The organism is Enterococcus sp. DIV1726a (assembly GCF_051710985.1).
Lineage (GTDB): Bacteria > Bacillota > Bacilli > Lactobacillales > Enterococcaceae > Enterococcus_B > Enterococcus_B hirae.
In genome coordinates, this window is the sequence record NZ_JBIOLS010000001.1 from 159,094 (window position 1) to 175,172 (window position 16,079).

17 protein-coding genes and 1 riboswitch are annotated in these 16,079 nt (G+C 36.2%); of the genes, 12 read left to right on the top strand and 5 right to left on the bottom strand.

Annotated features, from left to right (window positions below):
• Positions 1-96 precede the first annotated feature (96 nt).
• The 8 genes from treR (at position 97) to IGJ27_RS00830 (ending at position 5,414) form a co-directional block, all read left to right on the top strand.
• Positions 97-810: a trehalose operon repressor gene (treR, locus tag IGJ27_RS00795; protein WP_010720375.1), complete on the top strand. Its 714-nt coding sequence runs from the start codon at positions 97-99 to the stop codon at positions 808-810.
• Between the two features lie 77 nt (positions 811-887).
• Entirely contained in the window at positions 888-1,331 is a 444-nt protein-coding gene (gene msrB / locus IGJ27_RS00800; protein ID WP_178306260.1) for a peptide-methionine (R)-S-oxide reductase MsrB, read from the top strand.
• Positions 1,332-1,638: 307 nt separating this feature from the next.
• The gene (gene ruvA, locus IGJ27_RS00805; RefSeq protein WP_010720373.1) at positions 1,639-2,241 is read left to right on the top strand and encodes a Holliday junction branch migration protein RuvA; all 603 of its coding nucleotides are present in this window, start codon (positions 1,639-1,641) and stop codon (positions 2,239-2,241) included.
• Positions 2,242-2,253: 12 nt separating this feature from the next.
• Positions 2,254-3,255, top strand: a complete 1,002-nt coding sequence (ruvB, locus tag IGJ27_RS00810; RefSeq protein ID WP_010720372.1) for a Holliday junction branch migration DNA helicase RuvB — start codon at positions 2,254-2,256, stop codon at positions 3,253-3,255.
• A 92-nt stretch (positions 3,256-3,347) separates the two neighbouring features.
• Positions 3,348-3,929: a TetR/AcrR family transcriptional regulator gene (locus IGJ27_RS00815; RefSeq protein ID WP_010720371.1), complete on the top strand. Its 582-nt coding sequence runs from the start codon at positions 3,348-3,350 to the stop codon at positions 3,927-3,929.
• Positions 3,930-3,942: 13 nt separating this feature from the next.
• Positions 3,943-4,407 (top strand): low molecular weight protein-tyrosine-phosphatase, encoded by a 465-nt coding sequence (locus IGJ27_RS00820; protein ID WP_010720370.1) that lies wholly within the window; start codon positions 3,943-3,945, stop codon positions 4,405-4,407.
• Positions 4,408-4,543: 136 nt separating this feature from the next.
• Complete coding sequence (locus tag IGJ27_RS00825) at positions 4,544-4,918, top strand: hypothetical protein (RefSeq protein WP_010720369.1); 375 nt, start codon at positions 4,544-4,546, stop codon at positions 4,916-4,918.
• Between the two features lie 160 nt (positions 4,919-5,078).
• Positions 5,079-5,414: a hypothetical protein gene (locus IGJ27_RS00830; protein WP_178306259.1), complete on the top strand. Its 336-nt coding sequence runs from the start codon at positions 5,079-5,081 to the stop codon at positions 5,412-5,414.
• 606 nt (positions 5,415-6,020) lie between these two features.
• Here IGJ27_RS00830 and brnQ read toward each other — a convergent pair.
• The 5 genes from brnQ to IGJ27_RS00855 all read right to left on the bottom strand — a co-directional run bounded on the left by brnQ (position 6,021) and on the right by IGJ27_RS00855 (position 12,818).
• Positions 6,021-7,376: a branched-chain amino acid transport system II carrier protein gene (gene brnQ / locus IGJ27_RS00835; protein ID WP_010736841.1), complete on the bottom strand. Its 1,356-nt coding sequence runs from the start codon at positions 7,374-7,376 to the stop codon at positions 6,021-6,023.
• A 408-nt stretch (positions 7,377-7,784) separates the two neighbouring features.
• Positions 7,785-9,140 (bottom strand): amino acid permease, encoded by a 1,356-nt coding sequence (locus IGJ27_RS00840; RefSeq protein WP_010736842.1) that lies wholly within the window; start codon positions 9,138-9,140, stop codon positions 7,785-7,787.
• Between the two features lie 271 nt (positions 9,141-9,411).
• Complete coding sequence (locus IGJ27_RS00845) at positions 9,412-10,152, bottom strand: amino acid ABC transporter ATP-binding protein (protein ID WP_010720365.1); 741 nt, start codon at positions 10,150-10,152, stop codon at positions 9,412-9,414.
• Between the two features lie 12 nt (positions 10,153-10,164).
• Entirely contained in the window at positions 10,165-11,760 is a 1,596-nt protein-coding gene (locus tag IGJ27_RS00850; RefSeq protein WP_081128330.1) for an ABC transporter permease subunit, read from the bottom strand.
• A 249-nt stretch (positions 11,761-12,009) separates the two neighbouring features.
• A riboswitch (Lysine riboswitch) is annotated at positions 12,010-12,184 on the bottom strand.
• A gap of 331 nt (positions 12,185-12,515) precedes the next feature.
• Positions 12,516-12,818, bottom strand: a complete 303-nt coding sequence (locus IGJ27_RS00855) for a hypothetical protein (RefSeq protein WP_178306258.1) — start codon at positions 12,816-12,818, stop codon at positions 12,516-12,518.
• A 221-nt stretch (positions 12,819-13,039) separates the two neighbouring features.
• On the opposite strand from IGJ27_RS00855, the gene IGJ27_RS00860 reads away from it, so the two are divergent.
• From IGJ27_RS00860 to IGJ27_RS00875, 4 genes are all read left to right on the top strand, one after another.
• Positions 13,040-13,765 carry an NAD-dependent protein deacylase gene (locus IGJ27_RS00860; RefSeq protein ID WP_010736844.1) on the top strand — a complete coding sequence of 242 codons (726 nt, stop codon included), beginning with the start codon at positions 13,040-13,042 and terminating at the stop codon, positions 13,763-13,765.
• A complete protein-coding gene (locus IGJ27_RS00865) occupies positions 13,755-14,606 on the top strand; it encodes a chorismate mutase (RefSeq protein ID WP_081204151.1) in 852 nt (283 codons plus the stop codon). The genes IGJ27_RS00860 and IGJ27_RS00865 overlap by 11 nt, the downstream gene beginning before the upstream one ends.
• Positions 14,599-15,120: a transcription repressor NadR gene (locus tag IGJ27_RS00870; protein ID WP_034698694.1), complete on the top strand. Its 522-nt coding sequence runs from the start codon at positions 14,599-14,601 to the stop codon at positions 15,118-15,120. The genes IGJ27_RS00865 and IGJ27_RS00870 overlap by 8 nt, the downstream gene beginning before the upstream one ends.
• A 257-nt stretch (positions 15,121-15,377) precedes the next feature.
• Positions 15,378-16,022 (top strand): hypothetical protein, encoded by a 645-nt coding sequence (locus IGJ27_RS00875; protein ID WP_178306257.1) that lies wholly within the window; start codon positions 15,378-15,380, stop codon positions 16,020-16,022.
• Positions 16,023-16,079: the final 57 nt, after the last annotated feature.

Here is a 16,079-nt window from a genome sequence, read left to right on the forward strand (position 1 = left end):
GATATGTGAAAAGAGGGGGCGATTGAAATAACAAAAAAGCTGTAGTATAGTTTATATGCGAATAAAAGAAATTGAATATTAAGTGGAGGAAATGTAATGAATAAATTTAATGAAATTTTTTTAGATTTAGAGCAAAAAATTTTGGATCAACAATACCCTCCGCATACTTTGCTCCCTAGTGAAAATCAGCTGATTCAAATTTATGGTGTTTCACGAGAAACAATTCGAAAAGCGCTTAACCTGTTAACGACTGAAGGTTATATCCAAAAGAAACAAGGAAAGGGTTCGATTGTTTTAGACCGCAATCGATTTGATTTTCCAATTGCAGGATTAACAAGCTACAAAGAATTACAGGAAACACAACGAATCCCAAGTGAAACCATCGTTCAATTAATCGAAGAAACAGAAGTGGACCAATCATTGAGTGAAATAACAGGCTGGAAGAAAAAAACGCCGGTTTGGCATTTGATTCGTCAAAGGAAAATCAATGGAGAAGTGGTCATATTAGATCGTGATTATTTATTAAAAAATGTGGTACCAACTTTAACAGCAACACAAGCTGCTGGCTCGATCTACGAATACTTTGAAAATGAATTGCAACTAACGATTGCTTACGCCCAGAAAGAAATTACCGTTGAAGAAGTAACTCCTGAAATCGAAGAGATGATGGATCTACATGGAGATCGCTATGTCGTGGTAGTAAGAGGACTGGTTCACCTCGAAGATACAAGGTGTTTCGAGTATACAGAATCAATTCACCGTTTAGATAAATTTCGTTTCGTCGAGTTTGCTAGACGTCGTAAAGTCTAAGCAATTATTACTATGAGCAGAATGTTTGCTTCTGATACTTTTGTCGTTATGATTAAAAGAAAAAGGAGGCGTTTTTAGTGGGCGATTTCAAGAAAAATGAGCGTGATTTAAAAGAGGAATTATCTCCAATTTCATATGCTGTGACGCAAGAAAACGCAACAGAAAGACCATTTAGTGGGAAATATGATGATTTCTATGAAAAAGGGATCTATGTCGATATTGTCAGTGGGGAGCCATTGTTTAGCTCAGTCGAAAAATACGATGCGGGATGTGGCTGGCCGGCGTTCAGTAAACCAATCACTAGAAAAGATATTAAAGAAAAGGCCGACTTTTCTCATGGTATGCACCGAGTGGAAGTGCGAAGCAGTCAAGCAGATTCTCATTTAGGGCATGTATTCAATGATGGTCCTGCTGAAAAAGGCGGACTACGTTATTGCATCAATTCTGCGGCTTTAAAGTTTATTCCATATGAAGAAATGGAAGAACAAGGATATGGAGAATATCTATCACAAGTTGAATAAGGAAGAGCTTTATTTTTGGGTAAAAAATCTTGAGACAATTTTTGATTGTTTCAAGTTTTTTTCTTATTTATCTTTATTGAAGCGTTGTTTCCTGAATATTGATCCTTTGTTTTGAGGAAAGTGCTGAAACTCTGATCATTCAAATTAAAATCTCTTGCAAAAAATGTTTATCCTAAAAACCTTGATAAACTTACGTTAAAAAGGAGAAGCGTAGCTCGATCTTCTGTTCTCTTTTTTCAAAAGAAAAAGTATGCTACAATGGAAGAAAATATGCGAACATATGTGTGTGAAAGAAAGAGGATAACAGATGTATGAATATCTTACAGGTGTAGTAACCTTTATCAATCCTTATTATTTAGTAATCGAAACAAATGGGATCGGTTATCAAATTGCATTAGGCAATCCCTATCGTTATAGTAGTAAGCTAAACAAAGAAATCAAACTTTACGTCCATCAGGTCATTCGAGAAGATGCACATCTTCTGTACGGATTTGATTCTTTAGAAGAAAAACAATTATTTTTAAGGTTAGTTAGTGTTTCAGGAATTGGACCAAAAAGTGCCTTAGCGATTATGGCTAGTGATGATCATTCAGGATTGATTCAAGCGGTTGAAACAGGGGATGTGACTTATCTGACCAAATTCCCTGGTGTGGGTAAAAAAACAGCTCAACAAATGATTTTAGATTTAAAAGGAAAATTTGGCGAATTAAGTATCGATACGCCCTTCAATTTATTTGATGAAAGTACAGCACAAGACGCGACGGCATTATCAGAAGCAATGGAAGCTTTATCGGCACTTGGATATAGTGATAAAGAGGTCAAACGGGTCGAAAAACAACTAAAAGAAGTAGAAAATCTCACAACAGATGAATATTTACGCCAAGCTTTAAAATTAATGATGAAAAAATAAGGAGGGAAAACGATGACCGATGAACAGTTATTATCCCCTGAAACGGGCGAGAATGAATTAAGTTTAGAAAAGACCCTCCGTCCACGGTTACTTTCCCAATATATTGGTCAAAAGAAAGTGAAACAGGAACTCAAAATATATATTGAAGCTGCCCGTCACAGGGAAGAACCATTGGATCACGTTTTGTTATATGGTCCGCCGGGATTAGGGAAAACGACAATGGCAATGGTGATTGCGAATGAAATGGCAGTCAATATACGAACAACTAGTGGTCCCGCAATCGAGCGACCAGGAGATCTGGTTGCTATTTTAAATGAGTTAGAAGCTGGCGATGTTTTATTTATTGACGAAATTCATCGATTACCTCGTGTAGCAGAAGAGATGCTTTATTCTGCCATGGAAGATTTTTACGTTGATATAATGGTTGGACAAGGACCAACTGCTCATCCTGTTCATTTTCCTTTACCACCTTTTACATTAATTGGCGCAACAACTCGTGCAGGTATGCTTTCAGCGCCACTTCGTGATCGATTTGGGATCATTTCTCATATGGAATATTATGAAGAAGCTGATTTAAGAGAAATCGTGATTCGTTCTGCTGATATTTTTCAAACAGAGATCATTGAAGAAGGTGCACTGGAAATTGCTAGACGTTCAAGAGGAACACCACGGATCGCTAACCGCTTATTAAAAAGGGTACGTGATTTTGCACAAGTACAGGGAGATGGCAAGATCAATCAAACCATTGCCGATCAAGCATTAACGTTGTTACAAGTCGATCAGGCAGGTTTGGATTATGTCGATCAGAAACTATTACGTACGATGATCGAATTATATGGTGGCGGACCGGTTGGATTGAGTACGTTATCTGTCAATATTGGTGAAGAAAGAGAAACTGTTGAAGATATGTATGAACCTTTTTTGATCCAAAAAGGTTTCTTGAAACGGACACCTCGTGGAAGGATCGCCACACCATATGCCTATGAACATTTTGGATATGATTATCAAGTATAAAAAAGGATACTTGAATCGACTGTCCATATAAATACTTTTTCAAGAAAATCGTAGAATGAGAAGTTTTTGTAAAGAAGATAGGAGATGATGAGATGGGCGATACACCGCATACTAAGCAATTGATTAAAAACGTATTGATTGATTTATGTCAAAAGCAGTCTTTTCAAAAGATCAGTGTACAGAAAATCGCTCATGAGGCAGGTATCAATCGCCAAACATTTTACTACCATTTTACAGATAAATACGATTTGTTGCGATGGGTGTATTACGAAGATTGTTTATGCTATTTAGATCCTCATTCCCTTTCTTTAGACAATTGGGAAGAGCAAGCATTAAAAATGTTGAAGGCAATTGCTGCACAAAAAGAATTTTATGCGAACACTGTTACATCTGACCAAGAAATACTACAAAAAGAGTTTACTGCTGTTATCCAGCAATCATTTATTAAGATTTTTGATCAAATGGATGAAGAAAAGCAGTTATCAAAAGCGGACAAATTGTTTTATGCTCGTTTTTTTTCTTATGGATGTAGTGGGGTTCTAATCAATTGGATTACACATGATTACGAAGAGACGCCTCTAGAAATCGCCGTCCAATTGTTCCGCTTAGCCAAAGATACAGAATTATATTCCTATCGGTTGTATGCAAAAGAAGAGCTGGAAACAAATGATTAGAAGGAGAGCAAACATGACGAAAGTTTTATTTGTATGTCTAGGAAATATTTGCCGTTCACCAATGGCAGAAGGTTTGTTGAAGAAAATGGTAGCTGAAGACGGACAATCTGATCGATTTTTGATTGATTCTGCAGCGACAAGCACTTATGAAGTGGGGCGTTCACCTCATAAAGGAACAAAGAAAATTTTAGAAAATGAGAACGTGGATACGAGTCAAATGATTGCACGCCAAATCACAGAAGAAGATTTTCAACGATTTGATTGGATCATTGGCATGGATCAATCTAACGTAGAGGATTTACAACGGATGGCACCGACCGACGCACAACATAAGATCCATTTATTTTTAAGTCGGGTTCCTGGAAAAGAAACACAAAATGTTCCTGATCCATACTATACCGATAACTTTGACGAAACTTACCAATTATTGACTGAAGGGCTCAAGTATTGGATGCAAGAATGGAAAAAAGATAAATAAAATAACGATATATCTATATAGGTAACGCTTTCTTTTTGTTGCTCAGTATAGATAATATTCTTGTTATTTCGTTAAATCTTAGGTAGAATATAGTTAATTAAGTAACACTTTCTTAGCTAAAGGAGGAGTGCATTCAATGAACGAAGAAACAGTATCACCAATGAAGAAATTGACCAAGTTAGTCACGCATACGTCGTATCAGCTTTTTGATTCTTTTGTAAATGACACTGAAAAAATAGCAGAGAATGTACGTTTGCAAGGAAAGTTTGTTTTAGAGTTGCAAAAAGCAGCTACTCAACATAGTTTAGTGATTTTACAAGTAAGAGCCAATCGAAAAAGTAATAAGTACGAAACGATTTCAGGCTGGGTAGCTACAAAAAATGTTGAAAAAGAAGTAGTCATGATTCGCCTACAAAACAAGGAACAACAAATACGAATGGTTCCAATTGATCAAATCGAAAAAATCACCAGTCTTTCTCCAGCAGGAGATCAAGAGCGGTTATCTAAATAGAAGCAAAAAAAGCGATGGAATAGATTCTTCATTTTCCGTCGCTTTTTGCTTTTTTTCATATGATGTTGGCGAAGAGAAAACTTAAAATCAATACTAGAGCAGTACATAATTAAGTCATGAGGATAGATGGATTTTATCAATCAATAGAGAGGTGTTATGGGTGCCAAAGAATCGTTTGATTAATTATATGACCAAAAATTGGAAGATAGCCGGATGGAATATATTTGATTCTTTATTCCTTTCTGCAGCTGCAATCGTTGTTTCTTTAAATATAGTGTTCGTCCTATTTCCAGATTTGGATAACTATTATACAAACGCATTAAATTTATTTTTGATTGGTCTGATGATGGTGTTTGTTGGCTTGGGAGAATCAGTAAAATCTAAAGTTGGAAAACGAATCGATGTCTTAGTTGGCAGTGTTTGGGTAATTTATTTCTGCCTCTATTACTTTACAGGTTTTCATAATCCTACTTGGATGAATTGGCATTTTTTTTGATACGATAAAACGAAAACCAAGAATGATACTTTGAAAAATTGGTAAGACTATTAGGAATGACAAAAGCTGGCTAGTTGGTGATAGATAAACTAAAACACAAAATGGTTGAGACAAAACTATTTTTCAGGCTTGTCTCAGCCATTTCTAGTTCAATAAAAAAGTCCTGCTAGCCGGGGAGCTAGCAGGATAAGGAGTTAAAAATGAAAAAGTGTTGTTAGGGTTGTTTGTTGGTATGCTTATATATTACTCAGGAGTTGTGAATTTTTTGTGACGAAAGTTTTTGGAAGTTGGTAATTTTTTTAGGAAAATATATTTCTGCTAGCCATTTGACTAAATAGTTAAGTACATCCAATGGATTCATTCAAAAAGTAATTTTGTCAGTTATCTGTTGATTCTAATGACTTAGTAAAAAAACCAGAGCCGAAAATAGAAGTAAAATACACAGGTTCCTTCTTGTATATATAAAAAGAGCATATTTGAAGCACTTTTCCACTGTTAGATGCAATCTAATAATGGAAAGTTACTTCAAATATGCTCTGTTCATTTCACAGAAGTGATGATAGCACACCGTTCCTTCTTTTAGAAGAATGATCGTCCTAGATGCCGTTACTCTACAACAGGTGTTTCTTTTTTAACCATACTCCAAATCAAGCCAATTACTAAACCAATCAATGCTGGGACGATCCAACCCATTCCTAATTTAAAGAATGGCAGATAATTCGTTGCGAAGTCTAACAACGTTTTGACAAAGCTGGTTTGCTTGATTCCGTCTGGGCAAGCATTTAAACCGTCTAAAATTGAAGCAATTAGTGTAAAATAAGTGGTCATGCGGTAAACAGCAGGACGTTGTTTAAACAATGGACCCACAAGAACGAGTAAGATCAAGGTCATTGCTAAAGGATAAATAAACATCAAGACAGGTAGTGAAATTTGGATGATATTTGTCAATCCCACAGTAGCGACCAAACAAGCAAGTGCACTAGCTAGTGTCACAAATACAATGTAATTTCTTTTAGGAAAAAGATCAGTAAAGGTTTCTGCAAAAGCAGTGATTAGTCCAATCCCTGTTTTTAAGCAAGCAAGGATCACAATAAGAGCGAGCAAGATACTGCCATAAGTTCCTAAATAATGATCTGCGATTTGCGCTAGTGCGATCCCGCCATTTGAACTTAAAGCAAATCCACCGAGACTCATTGTCCCCACATAAGCAAGTAATGTGTAGATGATTCCCATCAAAACGATACTGATTGCACCAGATTTGATCGTATCCTTAGCAATCTCAGAAGGCTTTGTTACGCCCATATTGCGAATCGTAGTAACGATAAGGATACCAAATGCTAAGGCAGCAAGTGCATCTAACGTATTATATCCTTGAGTAAAACCAGTAAAGAAAGCATGTTCTTGATAACTAGGTTGGACAGTAGCTTGATCGATTGCACCCAATGGATGAATAAAAGCAAGTACCAACAAGATTCCTAGTAAAATCAAAAAGGCAGGATTAAGGAATTTTCCTACATAATCAAGGATTTTAGTAGGCCGTCTGGATAACCACCAAGCAGTGAAGAAAAATAAAATACTAAAAATAACTAAAAATACATGTTGTTGCTTGGCTTGGATAAATGGAGCTAAACCAATTTCAAAAGAGGTAGTTGCTAATCTTGGTAAGGCGAAAAACGGTCCGATGACGAGGTAAAGCAAAACAGTAAAAACCAAAGCATATTTTTTGCCAATCCGTTCTGCTAATTCATAAACCCCTGATGTTTTTGAAACACCGATGGCAATTACACCTAAAAAAGGTAGTCCGATCCCAGTTACTAAGAAGCCAAGATTGGCCCAGAAAACGGCAGAGCCAGATTCTTGTCCCATGTGAACGGGAAAAATCAAATTACCAGCACCAAAAAATAAACCGAATAACATTGAACCGATAAACATACTTTCTTTGAACGTCAATTTTTTTGTCATAGATTTCTCCTTTACTTATTTATACTTTTTTTAAAGTAACAAAAATAACGTAGTTTAGCAATGTTTTTCTAATCAAATAATGAGTATAAAGTATTGATCTTGAGTTGAAATAATCATTATATCCTGAGTGGTTCTGTGAGAGAGTAATTGAAGGGGAGATGTTCTATAAGTAATTGACCAAAAAATCTGGAGGCTGAGCCAAAACTTGCCTCAGTCGCTTCTAGAAGCTCTAAAACCGAATAAATGGTGAGACAAAAGTGGCATCTTCGGAAATTCCTTCTTATTCTTGATGCGAAACACTTTTGTCTCAATCTCATATTCTAAAGATTTTTTGCGGCTTATAAAAAAGAGAGTCCTAACATACTTTTATCAATCTATTTTTTTTTAGTATGGATTGTTGTCAGTATTTCAAAGTGATTGTTTTTCGTATTTCATTCGATAAATGATCAATAACCCAATAAACCAAACAGGAGTTAAGAGTAAGGCAATACGTGTGTCTTTGCCAAGAAATAAAACTAGACAAATGAAAATCATGTAGGCAAAAACAAGAAAATTACTATAAGGATAAAAAGGCATTTTGAACGTATGCTCTTTTTTACCTAACATACTTTTACGATATTTTAAGTGAGTGTAAACGAGTATTCCCCAGATAAATAAAAAGCAAGTAGTCGCAATACTGCTGACGAGTGTAAATACTTCACTAGGCATCACATAATTTAGGATAACGGAAATAAAAATCACAATAGTTGAAAAAACTAACGCATTTCCTGGTACACGGTGAGAAGTCAACTGACGGAATTTTTTAGGCGCGCTACCTTCTTGTGAAAGAGAGCGTAACATACGTCCTGTACTGTAGATCGCGCTGTTACAAGCAGAAGCCGCAGCACTCAATACGACTAAATTAATCAAAGAAGCGGCTACGGTGATCCCAATTTCTGAAAACACTTCGACAAATGGGCTGTTGTTCGCATCTAAGCTATTCCAAGGATAGATAGACATGATAACGAACAAAGAACCAAGGTAAAAAAGAATGATTCGAATAGGAATATTATTGATAGCTTCGGGTAAGACTTTCTCAGGGTTTTTGGTCTCACCAGCAACCAAACCGACTAATTCGATTCCTGTAAAGGCAAATGTGACCATCTGAAAGGAAAGAATGAATCCTTTCGTACCAGTTGGGAAAAAGCCGCCATGTGACCAGAGATTGGTGATACTAGCAGGTCCAGCACTTGTTTTGTAATGGGTAAGAATCATGTAAATACCAACGATAATAAATGCAATAATGGAAACGACTTTGATCAAAGCAAACCAAAATTCTAATTCACCAAATAATGAAACAGCCACCATGTTTAAACCAAGCAGTAAAATCAGAGCGATCAATTCAGGAAGCCATTGTGGGACTCCTGGAACCCAGTAACGGACATACATCCCGATCGCTGTCAAATCCGCCATGGCGATCGCAACCCAACAAAACCAATAAGTCCAACCTGTTACGAAAGCAACTTTTTTTCCAAGATATTCTGCAACAAAATCAAGAAATGAATGATTATTTGTATTAGATAATAAAAGTTCACCTAAGGCACGCATAATAAAGAAGCAAACGCACCCGGTAATAAGATAAGCCAGTAAAATAGAGGGACCAGCTAATTGAATCGTTTTTCCTGCTCCTAAGAAAAGACCTGTTCCGATCGCACCACCAATCGAAATCAATTGAACGTGTCTATTCTTAAGTCCACGCTGTAGTTCTTGTTGCTCTTCAACCATTGTTTAATCATCCTAACTAAAAAATTTGATAATTTCTATATTAATAGAATTTTCTAAAAATTACAACTTAATTCAGAAAATATTCAAAAATTCATTTTCAAACAAATGCAATCAGACCAATCAATCTAAGAAGAGAGGACTGATCGACTGATGAATTAATGAATGGTGTTCAAATAGATTGCAGATAAACATGAGAAAATAGTGAATCATTTCCCAAAAAAGGAAAAGCCTTTATCAAAACGAACCTGTCGTTTCGGATAAAGGCTTTCTTCTATTTTTTTAAGATACGTGATAAAAACTCTTTGGTACGTTCTTCTTTTGGATGAACAAAAATATCATCAGAGGTTCCTTCTTCAGCAACAACACCTTTATCCATGAAGATGACACGATCAGAAACATCTTTTGCAAATTCCATTTCATGTGTCACGATAATCATCGTTAAACCAGTGTGAGCTAGGTCTTGAATGGTATTCAATACTTCTCCGACCATCTCAGGATCAAGTGCTGAGGTTGGTTCATCAAATAACATTACATCTGGGTCCATTGAGAGGGCTCTAGCGATTGCCACACGTTGTTTTTGACCACCTGATAATTGAGAAGGTTTGGCTTCAATATAACGTTCCATTCCAACTTTTTCTAGATTTTCAAGAGCGACTTTACGAGCTTCGTCTTTGTTTCTTTTTAAGACAGTCGTCTGACCAGACATACAGTTTTCTAAGACATTCATGTTATTGAAAAGATTGAACGATTGGAATACCATTCCGACATTTGTTCGATATTTAGGCAAGTTATATTTTGGCGCAAGAATATTTTCGCCATTATACATAATTTCGCCACCAGTAGGTTTTTCTAAAAGGTTGATGCAGCGTAAGAAAGTTGATTTACCAGAGCCAGAAGAACCAATGATGGTTACAACTTCACCTTTATGGATATCCATGCTGATGTCTTTTAATACTTCATTTTCACCAAAGCTTTTTCTTAAATGATTGATTTTAATGATTTCTTCACTCATGATTCTTCCTCCTTATTCCTGCAAGTTGGCGTTGTCAACTTCTTCAATTTTTGTATAGGCTGAAGGACCATCGATTTTTTTCTCCACTACACGCAAGATTCTGGTAATCGTAAAGGTCATAACCAAGTAGATGATACCTACGATTGTAAATGTTTGGAAGAATTGGAAGTTTGCTCCTGCAGCAGAGTTCCCTTGGAAGAATAGATCAGCTACACCAATAACACTTAAGACTGCTGTATCTTTGATATTGATAACAAATTCATTCCCGGTCGCAGGTAAGATGTTACGTAAGACCTGAGGAACAACTACTTTTCGCATTGTTTGTCCATGTGTCATACCAATTGCTTGCGCTGCTTCAAATTGTCCTTCATCGACAGCGAAAATACCACCACGGACGATTTCAGTCATATAAGCACCGGTATTGATCGATACAATGAATAAGGCAGCAATTGTACGATCAAGGGAGATTCCAAAGGCTAATGCTAATCCGTAAAAGACGACCATAGCTTGAACCATCATTGGTGTTCCACGGAATATTTCAATATAAATCGATAGTAGTAAATTTGCTAACTTTTGGAAGAAACGTGTCACGGCATTGTCAGACTCAGGAATAGAACGGAAAACACCGATCAACAAGCCTAAGGTAGTTCCAATAACTGTCCCAATCAATGCAATAAATAACGTAAGTCCTGCACCACGAAGGAACATATTCCCATATTGATCCCAAATCGTTTTGAAATCAGTGAACAAACCAGCTTTTTCTCCCTCTGTATTTGTTGAAGCGGGTTGATCTTTGATTGCTTGATCCATGATTTCTGTACGTTCTTTTTGAGAGATACCGCTAAGAATTTGGTTAACTTTTTGGATATCTGGGTCACCTTTACGCATTCCAATAGCGATTTGGACATCTTCAGGATTTGTTTGAAAACCATTCTGACCAGTAAATTCTAACATTTTTAAATCTTTATTGACGCTAGTTGCTGTTACCCCTTCAGGTCGTTCGCTGACATAACCATCAATCATACCTGAAGCAAGAGCGGTACGCATCGCAGAGAAGTTATCCATTGCTTGTTGCTTTTGCACATCAGGAATTTGATCGATGACATTATAATGGAAAGTATTTAATTGAGCAGTAATCTTAGCATTTGATAGATCCGCCAAACTTTTTGCATTGGCATATTTACTATCTTTTTTGACGACTACAACAAGTTGTGATTCATAATAAGGATCGGTAAAATCAATTTCTTTTTTACGTTCTGCTGTGGGGCTCATCCCAGCAATGATCGCATCGATTTTGCCAGATTGTAACGCAGGGGCTAATCCATCCCATTTGGTTTGCATGATGACTAATTTTTTCCCTAATCCATCCGCAACTTTTTTGGCAATTTGGACATCATAACCACCAGCATAGCTTTTTTGACCTTGGATCGGTACAGCGTTGTTGGCATCTGTTTGCTGTGACCAGTTGAAAGGGGCATACCCCGCTTCCATACCTACACGGAACTCATCTGTTGGTGTTTTCTCATCGGCATTCACGAAACTTCCTACAGGGAAGAATGAAAAAATAAATGCCATCAATAGGGTAAGTGTAACTGAACTTTTTTTCATAATCTTTCTCCTTTTCTTTTTACACATACGGCTCGACGATTTCATCAGGAATGAAACGGGCGAAGTTCCGCTTCAGCTAACTTAATTTTACTGTCAGATAGACGTACTTATCAAATTAACTGTTTACGCATAATTTTTTTACGAGCGGTTAAACAAATGCGTTGCAGTAGCTTATCAGGAGAAATAAAAAACGACCGCTTCAAGAATATAAAAGGGTCGCTAACATTTCACAAAAGTGATAAACCTCTCACAAAACATAGCGCAACTTAGCATCACTGCTAAGACAGTCCACAAGCTCTTAACTTGTGTCCCAACGTAAACTTCAAGCAAAGAAGAGTACATTTCGGCGATCTTCCCTAGTCCTGCTTCACGGTGTTTGCTTCACTCCACAGGGTTAATGATTCTCGCGACCTCTACCTCATTGATTGAGGTATCTCGTATTCAGTTATTTATACAAAAAATAGTTTACGATAGACAAAGCACTTTGTCAATCTATAACAGAAGTTTTCTTGTGAAGTATTGATAGCTATAGAAAATTTCTATAATTATACAAAAAATAAGAAAAATGATATTCAAAAAGAGCGAAAGTTGTAAAAGAATAATTATTCATTAAATAAATAAAAATTAGGACACGAATCTATTTAAGTGTCCTAATTCCTACTTATTATATAAATATAAAGTAAAGCAGTCGAAAAGATGAGCTGCTTAGCAATAGCTGATCCAATCAATCATTTTCGATCCTGGCTTTCTGTTTATTATGCTGTTTTACTAACTACTTTTTTTTCACGACCTAAGATTGCTTGAAGAATAATCGTTACGCCATAAATAGCCAATATTAAATAAATCAGACTTGAATATTGAGTGATTCCCCAACCCCATGTTCGGAAAATAACTAAGGTAATCGCTAAAACGATCGCAACAAGTACATTGAAAAATGCAAATGCCCAAAGATTTCCATTTTCTTTACGAGCAAGGTAAAAAATTGAAAAATAAATACTTAATGCTAACCAGGCGATACAAGCTAAAATCACGCCCCAGTAAATAATGGATGGTACCATACCAACTCACCTCACTTTTGTTCTATATGCTTGGTTTATCGTACTATTAGATAGCAATAGTGATGATCATACCGAAGAATCTAGCAGTATTGTAGCACGTTTTCATTGGTTTGTCAGTCTATATTGTGAGATGTTTCTCAAAAAATGAAATCGTTTGAATAAAAAGTACGATCAATCAATAAACGAAAGATAGATGTATAATAAGAGAGAGGTGAAAGGAAATGAAAAAAGTAACCGTTGAAGAAGCGGTAGCAACAATAGCCACTAGTTCAAAAATCACTTTCCTAACTGGCGCTGGGGTATCAACGCCTTCTGGTATTCCCGACTATCGATCGTTAAAAGGAATCTATCATGGATTGGAACAACCCGAATACCTTCTAAGTCATGAAGCAATGAACAATGAGCCACAAAAATTTTATTCATTTGTGAAAAAAATCTATCATCCAACAGCAAGACCAAATATTATTCACTTAGAAATGGCAAAGTTAGCCTCAAAAAAGCAAGTTTGGGTAGTTTCCCAAAATATCGATGGATTACATGAAAAAGCGGGAAGTCCAAAACTTGTGAATTTTCACGGAAATCTTTATCATTGCTATTGTAGGAAATGTGGGAACACCGTTTCTTGGGAAACCTATTTACAAACAGATCAACATGCAACATGTGGGGGACAAATTCGACCAGATATCGTGTTGTATGGGGAGGGATTTAATGATGAAGTCATAGAGCGAGCAACATCGGCTGTTCAACAAGCAGAGTTGATCGTCATCGTCGGAACGAGTTTTCAAGTACACCCGTTTTGTGACTTAATCCAATTTCGTAATACGAAGTCTCAAATCTTAGTAATCAACCAAGAGCCAATCCAGTTAGACCAAGAATATGATTTTCTGCAAACGGACGGTGCTATAGTATTTGAAAAATTATCAAAAGGAGCAAATTATGACCATTAGAACAGAAAAAGAAAAAATGATTGCTGGCGAATTATATTTTGCTAATGATCCGGAATTAGTAGCGGATCGTCAATACGCAAGAAGCCAAAGTACGATCATCAACCAAGCAGAAACAGCAGAGCTACGTTCTCAATTACTAAAAGAAACCTTTGGAAAAACGGGAGAAAAAATCTACATGGAGCCAACGATCAATTTTGATTATGGTTACAATATTCGTGTAGGTGAAAACTTCTATGCGAACTACAACTGTACATTTTTAGATGTAAGTACGATCGAAATCGGCGACAATTGCATGTTTGCTCCAAATGTTCAACTTTATACAGCCACTCATCCACTTCATCCAGTGAAAAGAAATAGTGGCTTAGAATATGCGAAACCAATCAAAATTGGTCATAATGTCTGGCTTGGTGGTGGTGTGATTGTTACGCCAGGTGTTACGTTAGGAAACAATGTCGTAGTTGGAGCGGGTTCTGTTGTAACTAAATCTTTTCCTGATAATGTAGTGATTGCAGGTAATCCTGCTCGAGTAATCAAAAAAATATTAGAAGATCAACAACCAGAAAAACTTGAAGACTTACGTCAAACAATCGATCAGATTGATCAACAAATCGTCAAATTACTAGAAAAACGTATGGACACGGTAACGAAAATTGGCGAAACCAAACAAGCATCGAAAAAAGCAGTCTATGACGAAAAAAGGGAGCAAGAAGTATTAGAAAAAATCGCTAGTCGGTTAGAAAATACGAAATATAAAGAAACGATCACAGCGACATATATCGATCTTATGAAACATTCTCGTGATTATCAAAATGAATTGAATGGGGAGAAAGTGGATGATTGATGGAGAAGCACGGCGCAAAGAGATTCTGCATACCCTGGCAAATGAAGAAAAACCGGTCAGTGCCAGCAAATTCGCTTCACGTTTTCAAGTGAGCCGTCAAATCATTGTCGGAGATATTGCGTTGTTGAGGGCATCAGGTGCGACTATTATTGCAACGGCAAGAGGTTACGTTCTTGAAACCAATGAAACACAGAACGGCTTAGTGAGCAAGATTGCTGTCCAACATGGTCGTGAGCAAACAGAAGAAGAGTTGCGCTTGATCGTTGAAGCTGGTGGCGAAGTTTTAGATGTCATTGTAGAACATCCCTTATATGGTGAGTTGACAGGCATGCTTCATATCCAAACAACTCAAGAAATTGAATTGTTTATGAAACGCTATAAAAAAAGTAATGCTACGTTGTTATCTGAGCTGACCGATGGGATTCATCTGCATACCATCCGTTATCCAGATACTAATGTGTTGAGAACGATTAAGCAACAGTTGATAAAAGCAGGAATTCTCTATGAAGGCTAATGAAGAGCAGAGTAGTCTGGGATGAATATATAAGAACATTAAATAGTGAATAACTGGTATGATTTGTCCATTTATGAATCGTACCAGTTATTTTATTTTTTTGAAAAAATAAGCGTTCGACTATTTTATTTATAAATTACAATAATACGGAATATGAATAATTCAAGCACTATTCTTCTACATAATAAAAAAATAGTGGGAACCAAGTTTAGCAATAGATATTTTTAATACATATTAAAGTAAAGGAGTTAAACCAAATGGATAAATTCACTAGCAAAACAGTACAAGGAAATGGGGAAAAGGCTAAAGTCACAGCAAACATCCAAGAAAACGCAGAAGTGAAAGACCAAAAAGAAGTAAATTCCAATATGCCTTTTATCCAGCAAAAAATAGAAGAAATTTTCACTTTACAATGGGGAATTCAAGAAGTAGAACAAAAATTAGAACAAGAATTAGAACAAGAATTAGCAGCAAAACAAAGCTTCATTAGCCTCTGTAAAAAAAATCAGAATCAGAATATTGAGGAAATTAGTAACAAATTCAACGAGTTAAACAAAACAAGTGGAATAGTCAATCCAATTCCGACTTTCATCAATCAAAAGTTAGAAGAAACTTTCCTATTGAACAAGCGTATTCTGGAAATACATGACACAACAGAAATAGATAGTAAGTCAAAGAAATCAATGATTGAGAACTTAGAAAATTCGAAGGATAAGCTTATGGATCAATTAATTAAGGAAGTTAGCGAAGAATTCAACAAATTAACAAAAGAACAATCAAAACAGACATTAAGAAGCATGAAAGAAATACAAAAGGTAAAAAACACAAGTCAAAATCCTTTATCTAAAAGGGCAAACTCTTCACCACAAAAAGCAGAACCAGATCAAAAGAAGTCAAGATAGTAATATAAGTTGCAATAACATTGAATATGAATTATTCAGGTACTATTTTTCTACATA

What these genes read in the sequence shown, in the direction of transcription:
- IGJ27_RS00820 (WP_010720370.1), top strand. Translation starts at nt 3,943, where the DNA reads ATGACGAAAGTTTTATTTGTATGTCTAGGAAATATTTGCCGTTCACCA.
- IGJ27_RS00870 (WP_034698694.1), top strand. Translation starts at nt 14,599, where the DNA reads ATGATTGATGGAGAAGCACGGCGCAAAGAGATTCTGCATACCCTGGCA.
- IGJ27_RS00815 (WP_010720371.1), top strand. Translation starts at nt 3,348, where the DNA reads ATGGGCGATACACCGCATACTAAGCAATTGATTAAAAACGTATTGATT.
- ruvB (WP_010720372.1), top strand. Translation starts at nt 2,254, where the DNA reads ATGACCGATGAACAGTTATTATCCCCTGAAACGGGCGAGAATGAATTA.
- brnQ (WP_010736841.1), bottom strand. Translation starts at nt 7,376, where the DNA reads ATGACAAAAAAATTGACGTTCAAAGAAAGTATGTTTATCGGTTCAATG.
- IGJ27_RS00865 (WP_081204151.1), top strand. Translation starts at nt 13,755, where the DNA reads ATGACCATTAGAACAGAAAAAGAAAAAATGATTGCTGGCGAATTATAT.
- IGJ27_RS00855 (WP_178306258.1), bottom strand. Translation starts at nt 12,818, where the DNA reads ATGGTACCATCCATTATTTACTGGGGCGTGATTTTAGCTTGTATCGCC.
- IGJ27_RS00840 (WP_010736842.1), bottom strand. Translation starts at nt 9,140, where the DNA reads ATGGTTGAAGAGCAACAAGAACTACAGCGTGGACTTAAGAATAGACAC.
- IGJ27_RS00875 (WP_178306257.1), top strand. Translation starts at nt 15,378, where the DNA reads ATGGATAAATTCACTAGCAAAACAGTACAAGGAAATGGGGAAAAGGCT.
- IGJ27_RS00850 (WP_081128330.1), bottom strand. Translation starts at nt 11,760, where the DNA reads ATGAAAAAAAGTTCAGTTACACTTACCCTATTGATGGCATTTATTTTT.
- ruvA (WP_010720373.1), top strand. Translation starts at nt 1,639, where the DNA reads ATGTATGAATATCTTACAGGTGTAGTAACCTTTATCAATCCTTATTAT.
- treR (WP_010720375.1), top strand. Translation starts at nt 97, where the DNA reads ATGAATAAATTTAATGAAATTTTTTTAGATTTAGAGCAAAAAATTTTG.
- IGJ27_RS00825 (WP_010720369.1), top strand. Translation starts at nt 4,544, where the DNA reads ATGAACGAAGAAACAGTATCACCAATGAAGAAATTGACCAAGTTAGTC.
- IGJ27_RS00860 (WP_010736844.1), top strand. Translation starts at nt 13,040, where the DNA reads ATGAAAAAAGTAACCGTTGAAGAAGCGGTAGCAACAATAGCCACTAGT.
- IGJ27_RS00845 (WP_010720365.1), bottom strand. Translation starts at nt 10,152, where the DNA reads ATGAGTGAAGAAATCATTAAAATCAATCATTTAAGAAAAAGCTTTGGT.